Origin of the sequence: Escherichia sp. Marseille-Q3837, assembly GCF_916618735.1 — a bacterium.
In the GTDB taxonomy this organism is placed as follows: Bacteria; Pseudomonadota; Gammaproteobacteria; order Enterobacterales; family Enterobacteriaceae; genus Escherichia; species Escherichia ruysiae.
This window is the reverse complement of the sequence record NZ_CAKAKC010000001.1, coordinates 3,878,542-3,899,170: the sequence shown is the minus strand read 5'-3', so window position 1 is coordinate 3,899,170 and position 20,629 is coordinate 3,878,542. Positions and strand designations below refer to the sequence as shown.

Below are 20,629 nucleotides of genomic sequence, written 5' to 3'. Positions count from 1 at the left end.
CACCATCCTGGTGCGCTTGCACACATTAAATGCCGGAGAGCAGCCGTGAATGACGCTATCCCTCGCCCGCAGGCGAAAAGTCGTAAGTCGCTGACACCACTATTAGAAATCCGCAATTTGACCAAATCTTACGAGGGTCAACATGCGGTCGATGATGTCAGTCTGACCATTTATAAAGGCGAAATCTTTGCACTGCTGGGCGCATCCGGCTGTGGCAAGTCCACACTGCTGCGTATGTTGGCAGGTTTCGAACAACCTTCTGCCGGGCAAATTATGCTTGATGGTGTTGATTTGTCACAGGTTCCGCCTTATCTGCGCCCCATCAACATGATGTTCCAGTCCTACGCGCTATTCCCCCATATGACCGTGGAGCAAAACATTGCTTTTGGTCTGAAACAAGACAAGTTACCAAAAGCGGAAATTGCCAGTCGGGTCAATGAAATGCTGGGGCTGGTGCATATGCAGGAGTTTGCCAAACGCAAACCGCATCAGCTTTCCGGTGGCCAACGTCAGCGAGTGGCGCTGGCCCGAAGCCTCGCTAAACGCCCGAAACTATTACTGCTCGATGAACCGATGGGCGCGCTGGATAAAAAACTGCGCGACCGGATGCAGCTTGAAGTGGTGGATATTCTGGAGCGTGTCGGCGTGACCTGTGTGATGGTAACGCACGATCAGGAAGAGGCGATGACCATGGCGGGGCGCATCGCGATTATGAATCGCGGTAAATTTGTTCAGATTGGCGAGCCGGAGGAAATTTATGAGCACCCGACGACACGATATAGCGCCGAGTTCATTGGATCGGTCAATGTTTTCGAAGGGCTGCTAAAGGAACGCCAGGAAGATGGCCTGTTGCTTTATTCGCCTGGGCTGGTGCATCCGTTGAAAGTCGATCCCGATGCGTCGGTGGTGGATAACGTGCCGGTGCATGTGGCGCTGCGCCCGGAAAAAATCATGCTCTGTGACGAACCGCCTGCTGATGGCTGCAATTTTGCAGTGGGAGAGGTGACACATATTGCCTATCTCGGTGATTTGTCTGTTTATCATGTCCGCCTGAAAAGCGGGCAGATGATCAGCGCCCAGTTACAAAACGCCCATCGTTTTCGCAAAGGGTTACCGACCTGGGGCGATGAAGTTCGTTTGTGCTGGGAATCAGACAGTTGTGTGGTGCTGACGGTTTAAGGAGCAAAGATGAGTACACTTGAACCTGCTGCCCAGCCGGGCGGATTAAAGCAGTGGCTTACACAGTGGCAAATGAAGCACGGGCGCAAACTGGTGATTGCGCTGCCGTATATCTGGTTGATTTTGTTGTTTCTGCTGCCATTTCTTATCGTCTTTAAAATAAGCCTGGCTGAGATGGCGCGCGCCATTCCGCCTTATACCGAACTGATGGCGTGGGCTGACGGGCAACTGTCTGTCACCCTCAATCTCGGCAATTTCCTGCAACTGACTGACGATCCGCTCTATTTCGATGCTTATCTCCAGTCGTTACAGGTGGCGGCGATTTCGACCGTTTGTTGCTTATTGCTCGGCTATCCGCTGGCGTGGGCAGTGGCGCACAGTAAACCGTCGACCCGCAATATCCTATTGCTGCTGGTGATCCTGCCTTCGTGGACCTCATTTTTGATCCGCGTTTACGCCTGGATGGGGATACTAAAAAATAATGGGGTGCTGAATAACTTCCTGCTGTGGCTGGGGGTTATCGATCAGCCGCTGACCATTCTGCATACCAATCTGGCCGTTTATATCGGCATTGTTTACGCCTACGTACCGTTTATGGTGCTGCCGATCTACACGGCCTTGATTCGTATTGATTATTCGCTGGTGGAAGCCGCGCTGGATCTCGGCGCGCGTCCGCTGAAGACTTTCTTTACGGTGATTGTGCCGCTTACCAAAGGTGGGATTATCGCCGGATCGATGCTGGTTTTCATTCCGGCGGTGGGTGAGTTTGTGATCCCGGAACTGCTCGGCGGCCCGGACAGCATCATGATCGGGCGCGTTCTGTGGCAGGAGTTTTTCAATAACCGTGACTGGCCGGTGGCCTCAGCGGTGGCAATCGTTATGTTATTGCTGCTGATTGTGCCAATTATGTGGTTCCACAAATATCAGCAAAAAAGCGTGGGGGAACACGGATGAATAATTTACCGGTCGTTCGTTCGCCCTGGCGAATGGTGATTTTGTTGCTGGGCTTCACCTTTCTCTATGCGCCGATGCTGATGCTGGTCATCTATTCATTTAACAGTTCGAAGCTGGTGACGGTGTGGGCCGGTTGGTCAACGCGCTGGTACGGCGAGTTATTGCGTGATAATGCGATGATGAGTGCGGTCGGCTTAAGTCTGACGATTGCCGCCTGTGCGGCGACGGCGGCGGCAATTCTTGGGACTATCGCGGCGGTTGTGCTGGTACGCTTTGGGCGGTTTCGTGGATCAAATGGCTTTGCCTTTATGATCACCGCGCCGCTAGTCATGCCGGATGTGATCACTGGCCTGTCGCTGTTGTTATTGTTCGTTGCTCTTGCTCATGCCATCGGCTGGCCTGCCGATCGCGGTATGTTAACTATCTGGCTGGCGCACGTCACTTTCTGTACAGCTTATGTGGCAGTCGTTATTTCTTCGCGTCTGCGGGAACTGGATCGCTCCATTGAAGAAGCGGCGATGGATCTCGGCGCGACGCCGCTGAAGGTGTTTTTCGTCATTACACTACCGATGATCATGCCGGCGATCATTTCTGGCTGGTTACTGGCTTTTACTCTGTCGCTTGATGATCTGGTGATCGCCAGCTTTGTTTCCGGGCCGGGAGCCACCACCTTACCGATGCTGGTCTTTTCCAGCGTGCGGATGGGGGTGAATCCGGAAATCAACGCCCTGGCAACATTGATTCTCGGCGCGGTAGGAATTGTCGGATTTATCGCCTGGTATTTAATGGCGCGCGCAGAAAAGCAGCGGATACGCGATATCCAGCGTGCAAGACGTGGCTGAAGACACTAAAATTTGCCAACCTGGCTACATAATGCCGCGCATGTCGCGGCATTGTTTTCATGGAAGACGAAACGTTGGGATTTTTTAAGAAAACATCTTCATCACATGCTCGCCTGAATGTGCCTGCACTGGTGCAGGTGGCGGCGCTCGCCATTATTATGATCCGTGGCCTCGACGTGCTGATGATTTTCAATACGCTGGGCGTGCGCGGTATCGGCGAGTTCATACATCGCAGCGTACAAACCTGGAGTTTAACGCTGGTCTTTCTAAGCAGCCTTGCGCTGGTTTTTATTGAAATCTGGTGTGCGTTTTCGCTGGTGAAAGGGCGTCGCCTGGCGCGCTGGCTGTATCTGCTGACGCAAATCACGGCCGCCAGTTATCTGTGGGCAGCTTCGCTCGGTTATGGTTACCCTGAGCTGTTCAGCATTCCCGGTGAATCGAAACGCGAAATCTTCCATAGTCTGATGTTACAAAAGCTGCCGGACATGCTCATCTTATTGCTGCTGTTTGTTCCCGCCACCAGTCGGCGGTTCTTCCAGTTGCAATAATGTGTATAATCCTCGCCCCTGATGATGTGAAGGTCAATGTATGCAGTGCGCACTTTACGACGCGGGTCGCTGCCGCTCCTGTCAGTGGATAACGCAGCCGATTCCAGAGCAACTCTCCGCTAAAACCACCGATCTTAAAAATCTGTTGGCCGATTTTCCGGTCGCGGAATGGTGCGCGCCGGTGTCTGGCCCGGAACAAGGGTTTCGCAATAAAGCCAAAATGGTGGTGAGTGGTAGCGTTGAAAAACCACTGCTCGGAATGCTACACCGCGACGGTACGCCAGAAGATCTTTGCGACTGTCCGCTTTACCCTGCCTCATTTGCGCCTGTTTTTGCGGCGCTAAAACCGTTTATCGCCCGTGCGGGGCTGACGCCCTACAACGTGGCGCGCAAGCGTGGCGAACTGAAATATATTCTGCTGACTGAAAGCCAGATGGATGGCGGTATGATGCTGCGCTTTGTACTGCGCTCTGAAACCAAGCTGGCGCAACTGCGTAAGGCGCTGCCGTGGTTACAGGCGCAACTGCCGCAGCTAAAAGTCATTACCGTCAATATTCAGCCAGTGCATATGGCGATAATGGAAGGGGAGACGGAGATCTACCTGACCGAACAGCAGGCGCTGGCAGAGCGTTTTAATGACGTGCCGCTGTGGATCCGCCCGCAAAGTTTCTTCCAGACTAATCCGGCGGTCGCCAGCCAGCTGTACGCCACCGCGCGTGACTGGGTGCGGCAATTGCCGGTAAATCATATGTGGGATCTGTTCTGCGGCGTTGGTGGTTTTGGTTTGCATTGCACAACGCCAGAAATGCAGCTAACGGGGATTGAAATTGCGCCAGAAGCGATAGCCTGTGCGAAACAATCTGCTGCTGAACTGGGTCTAACGCGTCTGCAATTTCAGGCGCTGGACTCCACTCAGTTTGCCACCGCTCAGGGCGAAGTGCCGGAGCTGGTGCTGGTTAATCCACCGCGTCGCGGCATTGGTAAACCGCTGTGTGATTATCTTTCGACGATGGCACCGCATTTTATTATCTACTCAAGCTGTAACGCCCAAACGATGGCGAAAGATATCCGCGAACTGCCAGGATATCGCATTGAGCGGGTACAGCTTTTCGATATGTTCCCTCACACCGCACATTATGAAGTGCTGACGCTGCTGGTGAAGCAATAAAAAAGCCGCATCTGCGGCTTCAGATCGCAGACCTGGTGCGCTTTGTTCATGCCGGATGCGGCGTGAACGCCTTATCCGGCCTACAAATCGTGCTCAATCAATACATTGCAGAGTCGATGTTGGCCTGATAAGCGTAGCGCATCAGGCATCTTACTTTCGTCTCAGTCTCAATTACTGCGGAAACCACTGATCGCTGATTTTCTGATATGTACCGTCTGCTTTAACGGCTGCCAGTGCGTTATTCAGTTTCTCCAGCAGAGCTTTGTTATCCGGACGTACAGCGATGCCCAGACCGGTGCCGAAGTACTGCGGATCGGTTACTTTCTCAGTCGCAACGCCCAGTTGCGGATTGGTTTTCAGCCACTCATTAACTACCGCTGTATCACCAAATACCCCATCAATACGACCATTTTTCAGGTCGATAAATGCATTCTGATAACTGTCATAAGAGACGGTTTTCACTTCCGGATGCTGATCCTGAATATATTTTTGGTGGGTAGTGCCGTTTTCCATACCAATACGTTTACCTTTCAGGTCGGCAAAAGTCTTATAGGTATCTTTTTTGGCAATCACAACGGCTGAGTTTTCGTAATAGGGGGTGGTAAAGGCGACCTGTTTGCTACGTTCCGGTGTGATGTCCATCCCGGAAATCACAGCGTCATATTTTCTGAATTTCAGTGACGGGATCAGGCTGTCGAAAGCGTGATTAGTAAAAGTACATTCTGCCTGCATTTGTTTGCATAACGCCTTTGCCAGATCGATATCAAAGCCGACGATCTGGTTGTTTGCATCCATCGATTCGAATGGCGGATAAGTGGCAGAGACGCCGAAATTGATTTTCTCTGCGGCAGAAGCGCCGAATGCACAGGATGCAAGTAATGCGGCAAGAACTAGCTTTTTCATGATGGAACTCCCGTCTGTCAATCTTATGATTATTAGCCGTGTCTGCGGCATGGATTTACAATGCCATCAAATGAATTTATATGCAATAAATATGATTAAATAGTTTGTGAGGGATAAAAAAAGACGGACAACTTAGTGGGTTGTCCGTCTTCATTATAAGGATTTATGCACTATGTGGGCCGGGTAAGGCGTTTACGCCGCATCCGGCACAGGCACCGTGCAGGTGTCTGATGCGACGCTGGCACGTCTTCTCAGACCTACAAAACCCCCCGGCGAATGTGTACGCAGTCACATTAATTCCGACGTTCAAATGCCAGTGCTTTACGCTCAATCAGACGCATCATCAGCGTCAGCAGGCCGTTGACGACGAGGTAAATAATCCCCGCCGCGCCAAACACCATTACGTCGTAGGTGCGTCCGTACAGTAACTGGCTGTAGCCCATCACTTCCATTAGCGTAATGGTGTATGCCAGAGAGGTACTTTTGAACACCAGCACCACTTCGTTGGAATAAGACGAGAGCGAGCGTTTAAAGGCATACGGCAGAAGGATCGCCAGCGTATCTTTTTTGCTCATTCCCAGCGCGCTACAGGACTGCCATTGACCTTCCGGGATCGCGCGAATCGCCCCGTAAAACAGCTGCGTGGTATACGCCGCACTGTTCAGCGACAATGCAATTAGCGCACACAGCCACGGTTCCGACAGCAAATGCCACAGCGCCGGATACTCCTGCAACGTCGGGAACTGACCTGGTCCGTAGTAAATCAGGAAGATTTGCACCAGCAGCGGTGTACCGGTAAACAGCGTGATATAACCACGCACCAGCCACACCAGCACCGGCGTTTTTAGCGTCAGGATGATGGTAAAAATCAACGCCAGAATCAGCGCCACAATCAGCGAGGCAACCGTCAGGGTCAGGCTGGTATGCAGCCCTTTCATCAGTTCGGGTAAATACTCAAGCATCAGCCAGGTCTCCGCTCAAAACGTGTCGCGCGCAGGTCAATGCGTTTGAGAATGTACTGGCTCAACAGGGTAATCACCAGGTAAATCGCCGCCGCCACAATGTACCAGGTGAACGGTTCCTGGGTACGGGTGGCGATGCTTTTGGTTTGCAGCATTAAATCATTCACACTAATCAAACTGACCAGCGCGGTATCTTTCAGCAGTACCAGCCACTGGTTGCCGAGACCAGGCAGCGCATGACGCCACATCTGCGGCATCACCAGACGGAAAAAGATAGCCGATTTCGACAGCCCCAGCGCCTGACCCGATTCCCACTGACCCACCGGCACCGCTTTCAGTGCGCCACGCAGAGTTTGCGAAGCATAAGCGGCATACAGCAGTGACAGAGCGATAACACCGCAAAGGAACGGACTGACATCGAAGTTTTCAATCTGCATCTGCACCGGGATCTCTACAATCCCAAGATTGATGGTGAAGCCATCCGCAAGCGTCAGCAGTAACTGCGAGGAGCCAAAATAGATAAACAGCACCACCAGAATTTCTGGCAGGCCGCGCAGAATCGTCACCAGCGCCGAACCTGCCCACGCAACAGGGCGCCATTTTGCTGACTCCCATACTGCAAAGAACATCGCCAGCGCCAGTCCGACAATCAATGCACAAACGGCAAGGCCGACGGTCATCCCGGCGGCGCTTGCTAAAGGAAAAAATTCATTCATCAGGAATTACTTCTGGAACCATTTGTTGTAGATGGTTTCGTAAGTGCCATCTTTCTTCACTTTTTCCAGCGCAGTATTAAATTTCTGCTGCAGTTCAGTGTTGCCCTGACGTACTGCGATGCCGAGGCCAGTACCGAAGTAATCTTTATCGGTCACTTTGTCGCCCACTGCCGCCAGTTTCGGGTTATCTTTCAGCCATTCGGTTACTACTGCGGTGTCACCGAATACACCGTCGATACGCCCGTTTTGCAGATCCAGTTTTGCGTTCTGGTAGCTGTCATACGGAACTGTGGTGATTTCCGGATGCTTATCCATAATGAATTTTTGGTGTGTCGTCCCGTTCTGCACACCGACTTTCTTGCCTTTCAGCTGATCAACGCTGATGTATTTACCTTGCTGACCCACAAACAGGGCGGAGTTGTCATAGTACGGGGTGGTGAACAGCACCTGTTTTTCGCGCTCTGGAGTGATATCCATACCCGCCATAACGGCGTCCACACGGCGGAATTTCAGACTCGGGATCAGGCTGTCAAATGCCTGGTTGGAGAAAGTACAGGTTGCATCAATCTCTTTACACAGCGCCTGTGCGAGGTCGACGTCAAAACCGACGATCTGGTTATTCGCGTCTATAGATTCAAACGGAGGATAGGAGGCTTCGGTAGCAAAACGAATGGTTTCGGCAGCTGTGGCGGAAAGACTAAAACCTGCAATTAACGCGGCAATCAGAACTTTTTTCATTGTCGTTATCCCGAATCTTTAGTGAGAGAGATAGTTTTTAAATGCTTCGGTTTGCGGCTCGGTAAAGCAGCGCGCGTCGCCTTGTTCAACGATGTGACCGTTTTCCATATACACCACACGGCTGGCGGTTTTACGCGCCACTTCAACTTCGTGGGTGACGATCACCTGGGTAATATTGGTCTCCGCCAGCTCACGAATGATGCTGACGATTTGTGCCGTAATTTCCGGATCCAGCGCGGCGGTCGGTTCATCAAACAGCAGTACCTGCGGCTCCATCATCAGCGCACGGGCAATAGCAACACGTTGTTGCTGACCACCAGAAAGGTGCAGCGGGTAACGATCGCTATAAGGTTTGAGACGCAGACGCTCCAGCAGTTTTTCTGCACGAGCCAGCGCCTGATCTTTACTCAAGCCGAGTACGCGGCATGGCGCTTCGATCAGGTTTTGCTGTACGGTGAGATGCGGCCACAGATTGTATTGCTGAAACACCATGCCGACGTTGCGACGCAGGTCGCGAATCGCTTTGTCTGACGGTGTTTTGGTGAAATCGAAATGGTTGCCTGCAATGTTGAGCGTACCGGAGCGCGGCATCTCAAGCAGATTGAGTACACGCAGCAGCGAGCTTTTCCCCGCGCCGCTGGGGCCAAGTAACACCAGCGTTTCGCCCTGCGGGCAATCCAGCGTGATATCGAACAGCGCCTGATGTGCGCCGTAGAAGCAATTAATGCCGTTTAATTGAATACTCATTGACACTCGTATACTGGCAGTCTGATAGCTATTGAGGTCGAAGATAGTACCTTTGACAGAATAATTATGCAATATTTCTGCTTTAAAAGTTAAAAGCAAAGCGCATTATTCAATAAACATAGCACAAAATAACGGGGGCGTTGTTCGGCGAGCATAAATGTCGGCATTCCTCTCAGAATGCCGGACAATTTATGGGGGTTATAATCTAATCAAGGGATTAACGATTCTCAATGGACTGGCGTAATGTCCCCGCTTTGGCGTGAACGCTGCCACCTAAATAGCGCACATCGTCGATGACCCAACACTGGCCTTCCTGAATCATCAGCACCTCATCCTGCCAGCTCTGGTCGCCTTGTTTCAGATCCACGCGCAGCGGAATATTACGTGCATCGCGATTCGGGATGGTAGAAGCACTGGCGACGCGGGCGCTGTCTGGCAAGGTGGTACGACTGGAGAAGGGATCGCTGCTTAACAATTCGCGTTGGTTGTTATCGCGGCTGGCATCACTGAGCAGTGCCGCCAGTTTGTCACTCAAGTACGGACGCAGAGCGGTAATGTCGTTACTGCGATGCTGAATACGGTAGTCATAGAATTGCTGAGCCACGCTGTCAGGGCCGCCCTGGACGCAAGAACCTGTGCGGGAGCCGTTGTCTTTATAGGCTGGCGTGACGGTGGTGCAAGCACTGAGTAACAGTGCGCAAGGGATAAGCATGGTCAATTTGCTGTAGCGCATAATGATTTCCTTATAAGCGAACACCTTGAAAGCGTTCTACGATAATAATGATATCCTTTCAATAATAGCGTATCAGTCCGATAATGCTTTTGAGATCGAAGGCTTAGCAAACAAGGAGATCGATCATGCAATTTTCCACAACCCCAACACTTGAAGGTCAGACCATCGTTGAATATTGCGGTGTGGTGACGGGCGAAGCGATTTTAGGCGCCAATATTTTTCGTGATTTCTTTGCCGGTATCCGCGATATCGTCGGCGGTCGTTCAGGGGCTTACGAAAAGGAACTGCGCAAAGCCCGGGAGATTGCGTTTGAAGAATTAGGCTCCCAGGCACGGGCGCTGGGAGCGGACGCAGTGGTTGGCATTGATATCGACTACGAAACTGTCGGGCAAAACGGCAGTATGCTGATGGTCAGCGTCAGCGGAACGGCGGTGAAAACACGTCGATGAGAAGCGTTTTCTGGCTGGTTGCGGCGATCCTGTTACTGGCAGGGTGTGCAGGCGAAAAAGGCATTGTCGAGAAAGAGGGATACCAACTCGATACCCGACGCCAGGCGCAGGCGGCGTATCCGCGCATTAAAGTGCTGGTGATCCACTACACGGCGGATGATTTCGACACGTCGCTGGCGACGCTGACCGATAAAAAAGTCAGCTCGCACTACCTGGTGCCAGCCGTGCCGCCGCGTTTCAACGGCAAACCGCGTATCTGGCAACTGGTGCCGGAACAAGAACTGGCCTGGCACGCGGGGATTAGCGCCTGGCGCGGGGCGACGCGGATTAACGATACCTCTATTGGCATTGAGCTGGAAAATCGCGGCTGGCAGAAATCAGCGGGGATGAAATATTTTACGCCGTTTGAACCAGCGCAAATTCAGGCGCTCATTCCACTGGCGAAAGATATTATCGCCCGCTATCACATCAAACCAGAAAACGTAGTGGCACATGCGGATATTGCCCCACAGCGCAAAGACGATCCTGGTCCACTGTTCCCGTGGCAGCAACTGGCGCAGCAGGGGATTGGTGCCTGGCCGGATGCATCGCGCGTTAGCTTTTATCTGGCCGGGCGCGCGCCCCACACGCCGGTAGAAACCGCATCGTTGCTTGAGCTTTTGGCACGCTACGGCTATGACGTAAAACCTGAAATGACGCCGCGCGAACAGCAGCGAGTGATTATGGCGTTTCAGATGCATTTCCGCCCGACGTTATATAACGGCGAAGCGGATGCAGAAACTCAGGCGATTGTCGAAGCGTTGCTGGAGAAATACGGTCAGGATTAGCGCGGCAGTTTTCCGTGGTCGCGCAGCCAGGCGGCAGTTTGCTCAATACCTTCATTTAGCGTGATGATCGGCTGATAACCTAACTCTTCCTGCGCACGCGTAATATCCAGCGTAAAGTCAAAATTCAACTTGGAGACGCCGTAATGGGTCAGCGGCGGCTCTTTTGCTGACTTGCGTCCTAAACGCTCCATACTGCGGGCAATCATATCCAGCATCGGGTAAGGCACCGACCGGATACGGCAATCAATGTTCAGTTCGTCGATCAGTTTCTGCACGATGCTGCGCAGAGTGCGATGTTCGCCGTTGGTAATGTTGTATGTACGACCAGAAGGCAACTTATCGCACGCTTCCTGACTCGCCAGCCACATAGCGTGCACGGCATTTTCATAGTAGGTCATATCGACCAGCGCGCTGCCACCGTGGGGTAACAGGATGCTGCCGTAGTGGTGCATCATATGCGCCAGACGGGGAATAAAAACTTTATCGTGCGGGCCGAACAGACTTTGTGGGCGCAGAATAGTAAAGCGCGTTTGTGGGTTGGTCTGCGAAAGCATATTGATCACCTCTTCGCTGGCGGCTTTGCTGCGGGCAAATTCGTTGGCGAAGCGGTGAGGGCGAAAATCTTCTTTGATATCGCGATGGTGGTGATAGTCGAAGTACAGGGAGGGTGAAGAGATATGAATAAAGTTACGTACACCCCAGGCGACAGCCCATTCGCCCAGGCGGCGAGTGGCACGAACGTTTGCCAGATCGAAAGCCTGCTGCGTTCCCCATGGCGAGGTAAAGCTGGAACAGTGCCACAGTGTATCAATGCCTGCGAGCATCACCTTCGCCTGCGATGAGACCAGCTCAGTCAGATCCGCATGGACAAACTCTGCACCTATTTTTTCCAGCAATTTGCCCATCGCTTCGTTGCGACCGGTTGCTCTCACACTGATGCCTTTCCGGCATAAAAACTCAACCGCGTTTCGACCTAAACCGCTGGTGGCGCCGGTAACCAGTACCTTCATATCATTCCACTGTTGTTGATAAAACGACGAGCGCATTCTTCCGTGATTTCCTCCTTGATGCAATGGGAAACGTGAAAGAATAACGCAGGTTTTTTTCGATTAATCTGTGCTTTGTTCTGCAAGTCTGGCGATTCGTTTTGCCATGCCGCGAAAAATAAACAGATGCGCTGGGATCATCAGTAGCCAGTAAAACAACCCTGGCATACCGTGAGGATGCCAGAAGGCGCGTACATCAATAGTGCGATAGTCGCCTTTATCTTCCAGAGTAAAACACAGTCTTCCCAGCCCCGGCGCTTTCATGCCAAATAACAGGGTAAGTTGTTTTTCCGGTTCGACGATAATCACTTTCCAGCTATCCACCGCATCGCCTGTTTGCAGATATTCCCGTGCGGGGCGACCTTTCGCCAGTTTGTGACCTATCGCGCGATCCATTAGCGCCCGGGTCTGCCACAAAATATTGCCAAAGAAATAACGCTCTTTACCGCCGATTTGATTCACCACCTGCCATAAAGCCTGAAGGCTGGCGGAAGTTTTAACGGTAAACCCCGCCTGTTTGGCGAAATAACCGTATTCTGGTCGCCAGCGGGCAAAGGCCTGAGCGTCGTATCCCCAGTCGCTGGAGTTGACCAGTTTTTCTTCCTCTTTCAACGTGCTACGTACCGCATCATCGAAAGCGATCAGCGGTTGTGGAATGAGTGCACGTAACGCGGTGTCATCTGCTAACAGATCGTGTTTCAGCCCCTGAATCAACGCTTTGGCGGTGGTGGGCGGTACGGAAGTAATCACATTGAGAAACCATACCGAAATCCAGCGGGTGGGAAAGGGGATGGGGATCAACCAGCGGCGCTTACCGCTTACGGTCATAAAATGTTCAAATTGTTGTTGATAACTGAGCACCTCTGGTCCGGCAGCTTCGAATATGCGGTGTTCGCTGGCCGGATGATCTAACAGCGCCACCAGATAGTGCAGCAGGTTTTCCAGCGCGATGGGTGTGGTGCGTGAACGAACCCAGCGCGGCGGGGTTAGCACCGGCAGGTTGTATACCATATCGCGCATGACTTCGAACGCCGCTGAACCTGCGCCAACGATAATTCCGGCACGCAATTCGGTCACCGGGACACCCGCTTCACGAAGAATGTCCGCCGTAGCCTGACGGGCGCGCAGATGGTCTGACTGCTCATGTGGCGGGGCTTGCAGTGAACTGAGGAAGATTAATTGCTTAACCGGCACTTTGCGCAGCGCATCGCGGACGTTGAGAGCCACCTGGCGCTCCTGCGCGATAAAATCGCCGCCTTCGCCCATGCTGTGCACCAGAAAATAGACGGTATCGATATCCTGCAATAGTGCCGGTAGGTTATCCGGCCAGCTAAGATCGACTTTATGGCAACTGACATTAGCCAGTTGCAGCTTCGAAAGTCTGTCGACGTGACGTGCCGCCGCCAGGATCTGATGCCCCTGCTGGCTGAGTGTGCGCACCAGATGCTGACCAATGTAGCCACTGGCACCGAGAACTAAAATGCGTTGCGGCACGTCTCTCTCCTTAACGCGCCAGGAATGCGCGCCAGTGGGCGGCGACTTCCGCCAGTTGTTCGCGCGAGACGTCAAGATGCGTCACCAGGCGGACAATCGGCGAGGCGTTGATCAGTACGTTTCGCGCTTTCATGTATTCACCTAACGCGGCAGCTTTTTCTTCCCCGACGCGGACAAACAGCATATTAGTGTCCTGACGCATCACATCCGCGCCTGCTTCACGCAACTGCTCCGCCATCCAGGCGGCGTTGTCGTGGTCTTCCTGCAACCGTGCAACGTTGTTTTTCAGCGCATACATCCCGGCGGCAGCCAGAATGCCGGACTGGCGCATCCCGCCGCCGGTCATTTTCCGCCAGCGGATGGCGCGTTTAATATAATCACGATTGCCGACCAGTAACGAACCGACTGGCGTACCAAGACCTTTCGACAGACAAATGGTGAACGAATCACAATATTGCGTGATCTCTTTCAGTTCGCAGCCGTAAGCCACTACGGCATTAAAGATGCGCGCGCCGTCAACGTGTAGCGCCAGATTGCGCTCGCGGGTAAATTCCCATGCTTCTTTCAGGTATTCACGCGGCAGCACTTTGCCGTTGTGGGTGTTTTCCAGACTGAGTAATTTGGTGCGGGCGAAGTGGATATCGTCAGGTTTGATTTTCATCGCCACTTTATCCAGTGGCAGCGTGCCGTTGGCGTCTGCGTCGATAGGTTGCGGCTGAATACTGCCCAGCACCGCCGCACCACCAGCTTCAAACAGATAATTATGCGCGGCCTGACCGACAATATACTCTTCGCCGCGTTCGCAGTGACTGAGCAGAGCGACCAGGTTAGCCTGGGTGCCGGTCGGCAGAAAGATGGCGGCTTCTTTACCGGAAAGCTCTGCGGCGTAGTCCTGCAAAGCATTAACGGTAGGGTCGTCTCCGTAAACGTCGTCCCCTACCGGGGCGGCCATCATCGCTTCGAGCATGGCGCGGCTCGGTCGGGTTACGGTATCACTGCGTAAATCAATCATGGCATGTCCTTATTTATGACGGGAAATGCCACCCTTTTTACCTTAGCCAGTTCGTTTTCGCCAGTTCGATCACTTCATCACCGCGTCCGCTGATGATCGCCCGCAGCATATACAGGCTAAATCCTTTGGCCTGTTCAAGTTTGATTTGCGGCGGAATGGCTAATTCTTCTTTGGCAACCACCACATCCACCAGCACCGGGCCGTCGATGGAGAAGGCGCGTTGCAGAGCTTCATCGATTTCAGAGGCTTTTTCTACGCGGATACCCGTAATACCGCACGCTTCGGCAATGCGGGCAAAGTTGGTGTCGTGCAGTTCGGTGCCGTCAGTCAGGTAGCCTCCGGCTTTCATCTCCATCGCCACAAAGCCCAGTACGCTGTTATTAAAGACGATAATTTTCACCGGCAGTTTCATCTGCACTACTGAGAGGAAATCGCCCATCAACATGCTGAAACCGCCATCGCCGCACATGGCGACCACCTGACGTTCTGGCTCTGTTGCCTGCGCCCCCAGCGCCTGTGGCATAGCATTAGCCATTGAACCGTGGTTAAACGAACCCAACAGGCGACGCTTGCCGTTCATTTTCAGATAACGCGCTGCCCATACTGTTGGCGTGCCGACGTCACAGGTAAAGATGGCGTCATCGGCAGCAAAATGGCTAATTTGCTGCGCCAGATATTGTGGATGAATGGCTTTCTCGCTCGGTTTAGCTAAATCGTCCAGCCCTTTGCGGGCATCGCGGTAATCTTCCAGCGCCTTATCGAGGAACTTGCGATCGGTTTTTTCTTCCACCAGCGGCAGCAATGCACGCAGAGTCGCTTTGATATCGCCGACCAGTGCCATATCCACCTTGCTGTGTGCGCCAATGCTCGCTGGGTTGATATCAATCTGAATAATTTTGGCATCGGTCGGGTAGAACGCGCGGTAGGGGAACTGGGTGCCGAGCAGCACTAACGTGTCGGCGTTCATCATCGTATGAAAACCTGACGAGAAGCCGATTAATCCCGTCATTCCGACATCATACGGATTGTCGTATTCGACATGTTCTTTACCGCGCAGGGCATGGACGATTGGCGCTTTAATTTTTCCGGCAAACTCGACTAACTCTTTATGCGCCCCCGCACAGCCGCTGCCGCACATCAGGGCGATATTGCTGGAGTAACGCAGCAGTTGCGCCAGTTTGCGTAACTCTTCTTCTTCCGGTGTGACTACCGGCTGTGGCGCATGATACCAGTGCGAGGTCGCCCCTTCTGGCGCAGGTTTTAACGCCACGTCGCCCGGTAAAACGACAACGGAAACGCCACGGTTAAGCACCGCTTTGCGCATGGCAATCGCCAGCACTTGTGGGATCTGCTCCGGGCTGGAAACCAGCTCGCAATAGTGACTACATTCGCGGAATAACTCTTGCGGGTGGGTCTCCTGGAAATAGCCGCTGCCAATTTCGCTGGAAGGGATGTGGGCGGCAATCGCCAGTACCGGAACGTGATTACGATGACAATCGAACAGGCCGTTGATTAAGTGCAGGTTGCCGGGGCCGCACGATCCGGCACAGACCGCCAGTTCTCCCGAAAGCTGGGCTTCAGCGCCAGCGGCAAAGGCCGCGACTTCTTCATGGCGAGTCGGCATCCACTCGATAGTGCCCATGCGATTAAGACTGTCGCTAAGACCGTTCAGAGAGTCACCCGTGACTCCCCAGATGCGTTTCACGCCTGCCGATTCGAGAGTTTTGGCGATATAAGCTGCAACCGTTTGTTTCATGGTTCTCCGTCTCCTGAATGTGATAACGGTAACAAGTTTAGTAGATGCTGCCTGTTGCGCTGGCTGAATACTGATATTTCTGTTGCTTTTAATCCGGGAATCGCCAAGGCTGATGCGAATGGCATTTTTACGATAAAAGGAGTTAATTCAGATGGTTACACCAATGTTAAATGCAGTGAACCGGATGCTGACGCATGAGGATTTTGGCAAATTATTGTTACGCCTGGCGGTGGGAGGATTGATGCTTTTCCACGGGATACATAAGTTATTTGCCGGAATTGACGGTATTAGTGGAATGCTGGTTGCAAAAGGTTTTCCTGGCTTTATTGCCTACGGCGTACTGATTGGGGAAGTGGTTGCGCCGATATTGATTATATTCGGTATTTTGACGCGACCTGCCGCATTGGTTATCGCCCTGACAATGGTCGTGGCGTGGTTGATGGTGGGAATGGGAAAAACAGGGATGCTGGATAAAACCGGAGCCTGGGCGATTGAAAGCCTGGTTTATTTCTTTATTGCAGCTCTCGCCGTCGCTTTTCTTGGTGCCGGACGTTATGCCGTGGCGGGTAATTCTGCCTGGCGATAATTCCTTAAAAAATGCCCGGCTAAGTTTGCCGGGCATTAAACTTTAGGCGAGCACCATATCCCCCTGCGGATGACATGAACACGCCAGTACGTAACCTTCAGCGATTTCGGCGTCGGTCAGCGTCATGGTGCTGCTCACCGTATATTCACCGGAAACCACTTTTGTCTTACAGCAGCCGCAAACACCCGCACGGCAGGCGGCGACAACCGGAACTTTGTTGCTTTCCAGCGCCTCCAGCAGCGTGGTGCCAACCGGTGCGTAAAATTCTTGCGCCGGTTGCAGTTTGGTGAATTTCAGACCGCTGGTCGCCGCTTCCGCCACTGGCGTAAAGAATTTCTCTTTAAAGAAACGTGTCACGCCAAGCGTCTTCACTTCCTGTTCCACCCAATCCATATACGGCGCCGGGCCACAGGTCATCACAGTACGCGAAGCCAGGTCAGGAACGCTTGCCAACAGTTCACGAGTGAGACGCCCAGCGATAAAGCCCTCACTGACGTTATTTTCTGCCACCAGCGTCACCGGATAATTACGCCACTCATCGGCGAAAATGACGTCCTGCGGCGTACGCACGTTGTAGATCACCTGTACATCTGCCTGCGGACGATTTTTCGCCAGCCAGCGACGCATCGACATAATCGGCGTGACGCCGCAGCCGGCCGCCAGTAACAGGAATTTATCTTCAGATTTATCGTCGCAGGTAAATTCCCCCATCGCGTCCGAAAGCCAGAGATAGTCACCGCGTTTCACTTCGCGGGTCAACCACTGGGAACCGACACCGTCATCAATCCGCCGCACGGTCAGGGTGATGTATTCACTCACACCAGGTGTGGAAGAGATGGTATAAGCACGCAGCGTTTCGGCTGAGTTTCGCACGCTGACCAGCGCATATTGCCCGGCGCGATACGGATAGTAATCGTGGCAAATCAGGGAAATCGTCCACACATCCGGCGTTTCTTGCTTAATGTGATGAACCTGCATCCGCCACGGGCATTGATTCGTTGGCATCGTCATCGACAAACTCCTTACGCGCTCAACAGTTGCTTCATGTCTTCTTCAACAGTGGTGATAGAACGCAGGCCGAATTTCTCATTCAGCACCGCCAGCAGGTCTGGGGTCAGGAAGCCAGGTGCAGTCGGGCCGGTGACGATATTTTTCACGCCCAGAGAAAGCAGTGTCAGCAGAATGACAATCGCTTTCTGTTCAAACCAGGAGAGCACCAGCGACAACGGCAGATCGTTGACACCGCAGCCCAGTTTTTCTGCCAGCGTTACCGCCAGAATAATCGCCGAGTATGCATCGTTACACTGACCGGCATCCACCAGACGCGGCAGACCTTCGATATCGCCAAACTCAAGTTTGTTAAAGCGATATTTACCACAGGCGAGGGTCAGGATCAGGCAGTCATCCGGCACGCTGGTGGCGAAATCGGTGAAGTAGTGACGTTCGCCGCGTGCGCCGTCACAGCCGCCAAGCAGGAAGATATGACGCAGTTTTTCGCGGCTGACCAGATCAATCAGCGTATCCGCCGCGCCAAGCAGCGTCTGGCGACCAAAGCCCACAGTGATCAGGTGCGGAATTTCGCTGTACGGGAAGCCCGCCATTTGTTGCGCCTGGGCGATAACCGCAGAGAAATCTTCGCCATCCAGATGACGTACACCCGGCCAGCCAACAATACTGCGGGTCCAGATACGATCGTCATAAGCGCCCACGGTTGGGTCGATGATGCAGTTAGAGGTCATCACGATGGGACCAGGGAAGCGAGCGAACTCAACTTGTTGATTCTGCCAGCCGCTGCCATAGTTACCGACCAGATGTTTGAATTTACGCAGTTCCGGATAGCCATGCGCTGGCAGCATTTCGCCGTGGGTGTAGACGTTAACGCCCGTGCCTTCGGTCTGTTCCAGCAGGTTGTAGAGATCTTTGAGATCGTGACCGGAAATCAGGATGCATTTACCCGCCGTCGCTTTCACGTTGACCTGAGTTGGCGTCGGGTGACCATATTTACCGGTTTCGCCTGCATCCAGAATGCTCATCACTTTGAAGTTCATCTGACCGATTTCCATTGAACATTCGAGAAGTGCGTTCATATCGGAAGGCCACGTCCCCAGCCATGCCATGATTTTATGGTACTGGGCGTAAATATCGTTGTCGTATTGACCGAGAACGTGTGCGTGTTCCATATAGGCCGCCGCACCTTTCAGGCCATACAGGCAGAGCAGACGCAGGCCGAGAATGTTTTCGCCAATCGCCGCTTTATCTTTGTTCGGAGTAAATTCTGCTGCCTGACGTTGCAGTTCGCCGAGATCGTCGCTCGCCAGTTGTAAGTCCGCCATCGGATTATCGACGTGGGCGTTGGCATCTACAACCAGGCATTGTGCTTTCAGCGCCTCACGCAGGGCAATCGCTTCACGAGCGTAGCCGACAATACGCGGAGAATCGAAGTTAACGTTGGTCAGGGTTGAGAAAAATGCGCGTGGCGCAAAGCTGTCTACATCGTGGTTGATGATGCCGTATTCACGCGCTTTAACCGCCCAGGCTGAAAGCCCTTGCAGCGCCGCGATGAGTAAATCCTGAAGGTCAGAGGTTTCCGCCGTTTTACCACACATCCCCTGCGCGTATGAGCAGCCGTTTCCTGCCGGAGTACGGATAGTTTGTTCACATTGCACACAAAACATGATCACACCTTTAAAGTTATATTTAATATACATGTTTAAGATTAAGACTCTTCAAGACGGGATAAAAGGGGTTTTTCATGCAACTTTAAGGGAGATTGATTTAGCGCAATTTTGGCGGCAGGGATCTACCGCCAGAGAGGTATTACGCAGAGAAAAGGGCGATCAGAATCGGCACTAACAGACTAAGAATAAAACCGTGAACAATCGCCGCTGGAACCATCTCCAGCCCGCCTGTCCGCTGAAGCACGGGCAGGGTGAAATCCATTGATGTGGCACCGCACAAACCCAGTGCCGTTGAGCGACTGCGACGGATAAGACCGGGGATTAACATAATGGCGATTAGCTCACGAGCCAGATCATTAAAAAACGCCGCGCTTCCGATTACTGGCCCAAAAGATTCGGTCAACAAAATACCGGAAAGAGAATACCAGCCGAAACCGGAGGCCATTGCCAGCGCGGTATTGATGGGGAGATCAAGAATAAAGGCGTTAATTAAGCCACCAATTAAAGAACTGGCAACCACCACTACAGCGACAATCATTCCCCGGCGATTAAGGACAATCTGCTTTAAGGTCATGCCATTATTGCGTAGCTGAATACCGACGAGAAAAAGTAACAGAATTAAGGTGTATTCGCTGGCTTCAGTGGCGTGTTGTAAGAAACCTAATCCGCTAAGGCCAATGGCAAAACCAATTACGACTACGCCGCACAGTTTTAGCGACTCCAGCGCCATCGCAATACGTGACGGGAGTTTTTCTTGCTGATGGTGATTACGCCACGGCAAACCGCGCTCCAGCCACATAAGGGCGGCAATATTACACAGTAAAATAACGGTAATACTGACGGCAGAATAATGCAGAATCGCCAACAGGTTACTGGCGAGGTTATCGAGAAACGCCAGACTGATACCCATAAAAAAGAGAATAAGGTAAACCATCCAGCTTAATAGCTGATTAATAACTCTTAATGCAGCTTTTTGGCGAAGAGGAATGAGGTAACCCACAATCAGGGGAACCAGAATGATTAACAGCCCAGAAAACATGAAAACCCAGTCCTTGCAAAGATGAAGTCGAAATGCGCGATGACACACTACTGAAAGCGGAAGGACGAGTAAAGTTGCAATTAAAAGGAAATGTTATGCACAAGAAGGGGACTGCGTTGAGCTTAAAGATCTCGTCATTCTATTTGAGAGCTTAACATTGTTGCACTCCTTTCATGTGCAATGCCATATAAAGCCACTGGTGCAAGGAGCGCGCAGGGGGCGGCCAGTCGCCGCCGCCCCCTGCACCCCCGG

21 protein-coding genes are annotated in these 20,629 nt (G+C 52.6%); 8 read left to right on the top strand and 13 right to left on the bottom strand.

Annotated features, from left to right (window positions below; all coding sequences use genetic code 11):
* The first annotated feature begins 45 nt into the window (after window positions 1-45).
* The 5 genes from potG to rlmC are packed head-to-tail and all read left to right on the top strand — an operon-like array spanning window position 46 to window position 4,691.
* The gene (gene potG / locus LG381_RS18815; protein ID WP_225762762.1) at window positions 46-1,179 is read left to right on the top strand and encodes a putrescine ABC transporter ATP-binding subunit PotG; all 1,134 of its coding nucleotides are present in this window, start codon (window positions 46-48) and stop codon (window positions 1,177-1,179) included.
* 9 nt (window positions 1,180-1,188) lie between these two features.
* Window positions 1,189-2,133, top strand: a complete 945-nt coding sequence (potH, locus tag LG381_RS18810) for a putrescine ABC transporter permease PotH (protein WP_225762761.1) — start codon at window positions 1,189-1,191, stop codon at window positions 2,131-2,133.
* A complete protein-coding gene (gene potI, locus LG381_RS18805) occupies window positions 2,130-2,975 on the top strand; it encodes a putrescine ABC transporter permease PotI (RefSeq protein WP_001061680.1) in 846 nt (281 codons plus the stop codon). Before potH ends, potI begins: the two co-directional genes overlap by 4 nt.
* Before the next feature lie 59 nt (window positions 2,976-3,034).
* Window positions 3,035-3,523, top strand: a complete 489-nt coding sequence (locus tag LG381_RS18800; protein ID WP_000389254.1) for a YbjO family protein — start codon at window positions 3,035-3,037, stop codon at window positions 3,521-3,523.
* Between the two features lie 40 nt (window positions 3,524-3,563).
* Window positions 3,564-4,691, top strand: coding sequence for a 23S rRNA (uracil(747)-C(5))-methyltransferase RlmC (gene rlmC / locus LG381_RS18795; RefSeq protein WP_225762760.1), 1,128 nt, complete (start codon window positions 3,564-3,566; stop codon window positions 4,689-4,691).
* A gap of 171 nt (window positions 4,692-4,862) precedes the next feature.
* Here the strand turns inward: rlmC and artJ are convergent, their stop codons facing one another.
* The 6 genes from artJ to LG381_RS18765 form a co-directional block, all read right to left on the bottom strand.
* Window positions 4,863-5,594, bottom strand: a complete 732-nt coding sequence (gene artJ / locus LG381_RS18790; RefSeq protein ID WP_010347547.1) for an arginine ABC transporter substrate-binding protein ArtJ — start codon at window positions 5,592-5,594, stop codon at window positions 4,863-4,865.
* A gap of 293 nt (window positions 5,595-5,887) precedes the next feature.
* Complete coding sequence (gene artM / locus LG381_RS18785) at window positions 5,888-6,556, bottom strand: arginine ABC transporter permease ArtM (RefSeq protein ID WP_000895401.1); 669 nt, start codon at window positions 6,554-6,556, stop codon at window positions 5,888-5,890.
* Entirely contained in the window at window positions 6,556-7,272 is a 717-nt protein-coding gene (artQ, locus tag LG381_RS18780) for an arginine ABC transporter permease ArtQ (protein ID WP_001001682.1), read from the bottom strand. The genes artM and artQ overlap by 1 nt, the downstream gene beginning before the upstream one ends.
* 6 nt (window positions 7,273-7,278) lie before the next feature.
* Complete coding sequence (gene artI / locus LG381_RS18775) at window positions 7,279-8,010, bottom strand: arginine ABC transporter substrate-binding protein ArtI (protein ID WP_225762759.1); 732 nt, start codon at window positions 8,008-8,010, stop codon at window positions 7,279-7,281.
* An 18-nt stretch (window positions 8,011-8,028) separates the two neighbouring features.
* Window positions 8,029-8,757: an arginine ABC transporter ATP-binding protein ArtP gene (artP, locus tag LG381_RS18770; RefSeq protein ID WP_000027204.1), complete on the bottom strand. Its 729-nt coding sequence runs from the start codon at window positions 8,755-8,757 to the stop codon at window positions 8,029-8,031.
* A 217-nt stretch (window positions 8,758-8,974) separates the two neighbouring features.
* A complete protein-coding gene (locus LG381_RS18765) occupies window positions 8,975-9,490 on the bottom strand; it encodes a lipoprotein (RefSeq protein WP_010347551.1) in 516 nt (171 codons plus the stop codon).
* 125 nt (window positions 9,491-9,615) lie between these two features.
* Between LG381_RS18765 and LG381_RS18760 the strand changes: the two genes are divergently transcribed.
* Window positions 9,616-9,939 carry a heavy metal-binding domain-containing protein gene (locus LG381_RS18760; RefSeq protein WP_001160737.1) on the top strand — a complete coding sequence of 108 codons (324 nt, stop codon included), beginning with the start codon at window positions 9,616-9,618 and terminating at the stop codon, window positions 9,937-9,939.
* The gene (amiD, locus tag LG381_RS18755) at window positions 9,936-10,766 is read left to right on the top strand and encodes an N-acetylmuramoyl-L-alanine amidase AmiD (protein WP_001258029.1); all 831 of its coding nucleotides are present in this window, start codon (window positions 9,936-9,938) and stop codon (window positions 10,764-10,766) included. The genes LG381_RS18760 and amiD overlap by 4 nt, the downstream gene beginning before the upstream one ends.
* Here the strand turns inward: amiD and LG381_RS18750 are convergent.
* The 4 genes from LG381_RS18750 to poxB all read right to left on the bottom strand — a co-directional run bounded on the left by LG381_RS18750 (window position 10,763) and on the right by poxB (window position 16,074).
* Window positions 10,763-11,776: an NAD(P)-dependent oxidoreductase gene (locus LG381_RS18750; RefSeq protein WP_024191085.1), complete on the bottom strand. Its 1,014-nt coding sequence runs from the start codon at window positions 11,774-11,776 to the stop codon at window positions 10,763-10,765. The genes amiD and LG381_RS18750 overlap by 4 nt on opposite strands.
* 99 nt (window positions 11,777-11,875) lie before the next feature.
* Window positions 11,876-13,306, bottom strand: coding sequence for a DUF2867 domain-containing protein (locus LG381_RS18745; protein WP_001136568.1), 1,431 nt, complete (start codon window positions 13,304-13,306; stop codon window positions 11,876-11,878).
* 10 nt (window positions 13,307-13,316) lie between these two features.
* On the bottom strand, window positions 13,317-14,318 hold the full coding sequence (ltaE, locus tag LG381_RS18740) for a low-specificity L-threonine aldolase (protein WP_225762758.1): 1,002 nt from the start codon (window positions 14,316-14,318) through the stop codon (window positions 13,317-13,319).
* Between the two features lie 37 nt (window positions 14,319-14,355).
* Window positions 14,356-16,074: a ubiquinone-dependent pyruvate dehydrogenase gene (gene poxB, locus LG381_RS18735; protein ID WP_225762757.1), complete on the bottom strand. Its 1,719-nt coding sequence runs from the start codon at window positions 16,072-16,074 to the stop codon at window positions 14,356-14,358.
* Between the two features lie 151 nt (window positions 16,075-16,225).
* Here poxB and LG381_RS18730 point away from each other — a divergent pair, with 151 nt between their 5' ends.
* Window positions 16,226-16,660: a DoxX family protein gene (locus LG381_RS18730; protein ID WP_000258529.1), complete on the top strand. Its 435-nt coding sequence runs from the start codon at window positions 16,226-16,228 to the stop codon at window positions 16,658-16,660.
* 42 nt (window positions 16,661-16,702) lie between these two features.
* Here LG381_RS18730 and hcr read toward each other — a convergent pair whose 3' ends face one another.
* From hcr to lysO, 3 genes are all read right to left on the bottom strand, one after another.
* A complete protein-coding gene (gene hcr / locus LG381_RS18725) occupies window positions 16,703-17,671 on the bottom strand; it encodes an NADH oxidoreductase (protein ID WP_000178649.1) in 969 nt (322 codons plus the stop codon).
* 11 nt (window positions 17,672-17,682) lie between these two features.
* Window positions 17,683-19,335: a hydroxylamine reductase gene (hcp, locus tag LG381_RS18720; RefSeq protein ID WP_222680056.1), complete on the bottom strand. Its 1,653-nt coding sequence runs from the start codon at window positions 19,333-19,335 to the stop codon at window positions 17,683-17,685.
* 142 nt (window positions 19,336-19,477) lie between these two features.
* Window positions 19,478-20,377: an L-lysine exporter LysO gene (gene lysO, locus LG381_RS18715; protein WP_065226467.1), complete on the bottom strand. Its 900-nt coding sequence runs from the start codon at window positions 20,375-20,377 to the stop codon at window positions 19,478-19,480.
* Window positions 20,378-20,629: the final 252 nt, after the last annotated feature.

What these genes read in the sequence shown, in the direction of transcription:
- potH (WP_225762761.1), top strand. Translation starts at nt 1,189, where the DNA reads ATGAGTACACTTGAACCTGCTGCCCAGCCGGGCGGATTAAAGCAGTGG.
- LG381_RS18730 (WP_000258529.1), top strand. Translation starts at nt 16,226, where the DNA reads ATGGTTACACCAATGTTAAATGCAGTGAACCGGATGCTGACGCATGAG.
- potI (WP_001061680.1), top strand. Translation starts at nt 2,130, where the DNA reads ATGAATAATTTACCGGTCGTTCGTTCGCCCTGGCGAATGGTGATTTTG.
- lysO (WP_065226467.1), bottom strand. Translation starts at nt 20,377, where the DNA reads ATGTTTTCTGGGCTGTTAATCATTCTGGTTCCCCTGATTGTGGGTTAC.
- artI (WP_225762759.1), bottom strand. Translation starts at nt 8,010, where the DNA reads ATGAAAAAAGTTCTGATTGCCGCGTTAATTGCAGGTTTTAGTCTTTCC.
- amiD (WP_001258029.1), top strand. Translation starts at nt 9,936, where the DNA reads ATGAGAAGCGTTTTCTGGCTGGTTGCGGCGATCCTGTTACTGGCAGGG.
- artJ (WP_010347547.1), bottom strand. Translation starts at nt 5,594, where the DNA reads ATGAAAAAGCTAGTTCTTGCCGCATTACTTGCATCCTGTGCATTCGGC.
- hcr (WP_000178649.1), bottom strand. Translation starts at nt 17,671, where the DNA reads ATGACGATGCCAACGAATCAATGCCCGTGGCGGATGCAGGTTCATCAC.
- LG381_RS18765 (WP_010347551.1), bottom strand. Translation starts at nt 9,490, where the DNA reads ATGCGCTACAGCAAATTGACCATGCTTATCCCTTGCGCACTGTTACTC.
- ltaE (WP_225762758.1), bottom strand. Translation starts at nt 14,318, where the DNA reads ATGATTGATTTACGCAGTGATACCGTAACCCGACCGAGCCGCGCCATG.
- poxB (WP_225762757.1), bottom strand. Translation starts at nt 16,074, where the DNA reads ATGAAACAAACGGTTGCAGCTTATATCGCCAAAACTCTCGAATCGGCA.
- artM (WP_000895401.1), bottom strand. Translation starts at nt 6,556, where the DNA reads ATGCTTGAGTATTTACCCGAACTGATGAAAGGGCTGCATACCAGCCTG.
- LG381_RS18750 (WP_024191085.1), bottom strand. Translation starts at nt 11,776, where the DNA reads ATGAAGGTACTGGTTACCGGCGCCACCAGCGGTTTAGGTCGAAACGCG.
- artQ (WP_001001682.1), bottom strand. Translation starts at nt 7,272, where the DNA reads ATGAATGAATTTTTTCCTTTAGCAAGCGCCGCCGGGATGACCGTCGGC.
- LG381_RS18760 (WP_001160737.1), top strand. Translation starts at nt 9,616, where the DNA reads ATGCAATTTTCCACAACCCCAACACTTGAAGGTCAGACCATCGTTGAA.
- LG381_RS18800 (WP_000389254.1), top strand. Translation starts at nt 3,035, where the DNA reads ATGGAAGACGAAACGTTGGGATTTTTTAAGAAAACATCTTCATCACAT.
- hcp (WP_222680056.1), bottom strand. Translation starts at nt 19,335, where the DNA reads ATGTTTTGTGTGCAATGTGAACAAACTATCCGTACTCCGGCAGGAAAC.
- rlmC (WP_225762760.1), top strand. Translation starts at nt 3,564, where the DNA reads ATGCAGTGCGCACTTTACGACGCGGGTCGCTGCCGCTCCTGTCAGTGG.
- artP (WP_000027204.1), bottom strand. Translation starts at nt 8,757, where the DNA reads ATGAGTATTCAATTAAACGGCATTAATTGCTTCTACGGCGCACATCAG.